The sequence below is a fragment of the Sodalis sp. dw_96 genome, from assembly GCF_018449575.1.
Taxonomy (GTDB): domain Bacteria; phylum Pseudomonadota; class Gammaproteobacteria; order Enterobacterales; family Enterobacteriaceae; genus Acerihabitans.
Map to the genome: position 1 here is coordinate 1 of NZ_JAAVUT010000042.1, position 4,054 is coordinate 4,054.

Annotated in this window: 3 protein-coding genes; all 3 read right to left on the minus strand. The window is 47.8% G+C overall.

Annotation, left to right across the window (positions count from 1 at the left end):
- Positions 1 to 1,596, minus strand: a 1,596-nt coding sequence (locus tag HB631_RS26615; RefSeq protein ID WP_213994184.1) for an autotransporter outer membrane beta-barrel domain-containing protein, incomplete at its 3' end; no start/stop codon positions are given.
- A gap of 750 nt (positions 1,597 to 2,346) precedes the next feature.
- Positions 2,347 to 2,772, minus strand: a complete 426-nt coding sequence (locus HB631_RS26620) for an autotransporter outer membrane beta-barrel domain-containing protein (protein WP_255557337.1) — start codon at positions 2,770 to 2,772, stop codon at positions 2,347 to 2,349.
- A 394-nt stretch (positions 2,773 to 3,166) separates the two neighbouring features.
- Entirely contained in the window at positions 3,167 to 3,898 is a 732-nt protein-coding gene (locus tag HB631_RS26625; protein WP_213994186.1) for a hypothetical protein, read from the minus strand.
- Positions 3,899 to 4,054 lie beyond the last annotated feature (156 nt).

The window sequence follows — 4,054 nt, forward strand, 5'->3', positions numbered from 1 at the left end:
CGGCTCCGGCGATGGTCCCGGCGCCGGCGCGGCCGTTGAGCTGTTCAGATACCAGTTGGCGGCGTTGGTGCCGGTGCCGCGCTCCAGGGTATAATCATAGGCGCCGGCGACGATACGGCCGGATTGGGTAAATTCGCCGTCCGAACTACCGCCCACGGAAATCAGCTCGATGCCGTCCACGGTCTGGGCGCCGCTGCCGCCGCCATTGCTGACGGCGACCAGGGTATCGCCGGAGGTATTGCCCTCGACAATCAGGCGTGTGGACTGTGAGGCGTCGTCGGAGAGTTTGGCAGTGAAGTATAATAGGCCGTTATTGCCGACATAGTCGCCGGTAACGGTAAGCTCGGTGCCGGCGGCCAAGGCGGCGGCGCCGTTAAGGTTGATGACGCCGGCATTGCTGACGCTGGGAATGGTTTGGTTATAGCCGTTTGAAACTATGCGGCCGGCCGGGGCGATGATAATGGCGGAATTGGGGCTGAAAGTCCCCACGGCCCGGGCGGCCAATTGGCCGCCGTTGATAAGGGTATCGCCGGCGTAGCTGTTGCTGCCAGCCAGTTCCAGGCCGCCTGCGTTGATGGTGACGTTGTTAATATTGGTGAGTCCGCCTGGAAGGAACCAATTAGCCTGGCCGTTGATGGTCAAGCTAGCAAAATTAGTGATATTGCGTGGTATAGTGGTTGATCCAACAATTGGGACAGCCGGCCCCTCTAGAGTTAGGGTGTTGATGCCGCCGCCGCCATTGATAGTACCAATCACTGTCGTTCCTGATTCAAGCGTTATGCTATCATTACCGCCGCCTAAATCAATTGATCCGAAGATTATGGCGGGAGAGTGGTTAATAATCGAAACACTTGAGTCACCGAAACTGCTGGAGATGGCGACACCGCCGCCATTTTCAGCAACAATAGAGCCGTAGTTATCAATGGTATTTAGGCCTGTAGCCGCATCAATTTGAATGGCATTACTCTTATTACTAATTATCTGACCGTGATTTAGAATGGTGTTTCCGGCACCCATAATATGAACAGCATTGTCAGTGTCAGTACCACCCGTTGTTCCTTCCGCCAGCACCAATGTGTGATCTCCCAAGGACAGAGTGTTATCATTGTTGAATTCAATTGTATTTGCACCACGTCCCCAAGGCCCATTCAAGGTGCCGTCAGCGAAGTTTTGCACCCTGGACTGGCTTCCTAAGGTGATTGTGGCATTGGAATCGAGGCTAACAGCGGTGGCGGCGGCCGTATTTATCAGGGCCTCAGGCTCCAGATTAATGGTTACATTATTTAACCCGGGACCGTTGCCAAGGGTAGTGGCATGGACCGAGGAAGTATCGCATGTGGTGGTAAGACCATCCTCCGGCGCGGGGTTGCAGGCCGCTGAGGCTTTTTCAGGTACGGCATATAAACTGAGGACAATGGCCGCGGCAACAACACTTAATTGACTTATACTTTTTGATCGAAATACTGTTTTTATATTAACGCGTGAAATGTTTGAACCTGAAGATGTGGACGGCAGTAAAGTTAATTTACGCATAATTTTATTCCTTTCACCTGTTTCATTTTTGTTTATCGAAAAGTATTCATTCAAAAATGTCATCAATCATCAATCATCAATCATCAGACACAGTGTCTGCTTCGGTATTAACCGAGGCGACATATTTAACGCTGATGATCAGATTGTTTAATGCGGAGCTCATGCCGGCAGTGATTATTTTGTGTAATGCCGTATCACATATTGCGGCTTCCGCTTACCGGGTTAAGGCTACAAGCTGACTACGCTGCTCTGCTATTGTAAAGAGACCTAATGCAAAAGCGGCGTTTATGATATTAGATTCATTTATTCCTTTTATTATGTAAAATGACGATACGTTTAGCTAACAGAATGCTGGGAACATTAAAGATGCTTAAGAAAAATTGCCCATCTATAATACTCCTTCTATATTTTGAACCGTCATGGCTTAATGCTTTAATCAGATTATAGATGTATTCTCTAACTGAACTGTATCATGGACCTATGCGTGCTGTTCTCTAACATGTATCAGATATGGCAAGCTTTCAGCGTTATTTTGTAAAATTGGCGAGAGCCTTGTTGAAGTAAATTATTCCGTTAAGTATTTTCAACTTCAAAATCTGACATTATCTAGAAATCAAAATAATTACCACTTTTCATTGTGAATAAATTCATTTTATGTGAGCAGGAAATCATAAAAACGTAGAGGCGGCAGCTTCAATCGTGGATCAGGCTTCGGCAAACGCGGTCCTCCGTTGATACATTCTCTTTGGCGCGGTTCTTCGTCGAATACCGAAAAACCCAGTCTGATTTAGTTATATTATCAAAACACATATTTTATCCCCAGCATGCCGGCGGTGTCGCTGTAGCCTTTATTACTACCTGCTGGCCCATGCTGCCCCATAGATTGAAGTTTTTATTAAGCTGCCCGTTCATTCCCAGCTTCAGCTCGCCGATATTGGCCGCTCCTGACTCTTTGATGGTCACGCCGTCCGAGCTGCCGCCCACCGAAATCAGCTCGATGCCGTCAACGGTCTGGGCGCCGCTGCCGCCGGCGTTGCTAACGCTCACCAATTTATCGCCGGCGGTGTTGCCGCCGACAATCAGCCGTTCGGAGTCGGAGGCGTCATCGGAGAGCTTGGCGTTGAAATTCAGCCGGCCATTACGGCCACGATTGACGGTATAATTGCCGGTGACGTTAAGCACGGTACCGACGGTGCCGGTGCCGCTATTGTTAATATTAATTGTGCCTCTATTTTCCATACTGGAAATAGTCTGGTTATACCCATTTAAGTCCATGTTATCAGTGGAACCCATAAAATAAGCGGAATTTGGGCTGAAGGTGTTGGCGGCCTCGGCGGCCAGTGTGCCTTTACTAATAGTAGTGCTACCAGTATAGGAATTGTGTCCGGTCAAGGCCAGAGTACCACCAAAGATGGTGACCTTGACGAGGCCGCTAAGCGGGCTAGTTACTTTCCATGTGCTATCACCATCTTTAACTAAGTATGTGAAGTTTACTATTCTGGCTGATAAGATATTTTCTGCCGTTAAGGAGCTTTCGGTCCCGTCTATCAGACCAATTACACTATCGGTAGTGGCATCGCCAGGTTCGACGCTATCACTATCAAGAACCGAGCCAGCTTAAAGATATACTAAATTAGCTTTTATAGACCCGATAATGACACCCCCGGTTTGATTTGTTAACTGCATAGTGTTTTTTTGGAATATCTATAACAAGATTTTCAGGAGTTGTTGCGGAAATTGTTCCGTAGTTATCGATTGCTCCTACGTATATTGAGGAGCCAGTGCCAATCAAGATGGCCGGACCGTTCGAGCTTTGGATTAAACCATAATTAATATTTCTATCTTGTAAACCCTTAATATAAATAGCGGCGCTGGAGCCGGGAGTGCCTTGCGCCAACACCTTAGCCCCGCGGTCCACCGTCAGGGTAGTATTGTTATTAAACTCGATGGTATTTTGCCCCGTCCCCCAGTTACCCGGGCCGCCGGTGCCATTAGCGTCATTTTGTACCACGGCGCCGTCTTGCAGTATAATGGCGGAATCGGAGTCTAGGCTGATGGCACTGAATTCACCGGTATCAATTTGCGCGGAAGGCAGAACGTTAATTGTCACGTTATCCAAACCGGGTCCATTGCCGAGGGTGGTGGTGTGCAACGAGGTATCATCGCAGGTGGTGGTAACGCCATCCGCCGACGCGGGGGCGCAAGCCGCCAGTGCTTTTTCTGGTGCGGCAGAAAAACTTAGCGTTATGGCAGCGGCAATGATATTAAATTTATCTATGACATTAAGTTTAAAAGATATTCTTTTATTAAAATATAAATAAATAGGAACTGAAGGCGGAGGCGCTACAGGAATTATTTTACGCATAATTTTCATTCCTTTAATTTGTATGATTATCGGCTGGCGGAAAATGATACTCTTGTAAAAGTGTCTGCAACCTTCAGATGCCGTGACGTCTTTTGATTTAATTTCCCTATCTAATGTCAAAACAGGTATTTCATCCCCAGCATGCCGGTGGTGTCA

Excerpts from the sequence above, each read along its gene's own strand:
- HB631_RS26620 (WP_255557337.1), bottom strand. The coding sequence starts at position 2,772 with ATGGAAAATAGAGGCACAATTAATATTAACAATAGCGGCACCGGCACC.
- HB631_RS26625 (WP_213994186.1), bottom strand. The coding sequence starts at position 3,898 with ATGCGTAAAATAATTCCTGTAGCGCCTCCGCCTTCAGTTCCTATTTAT.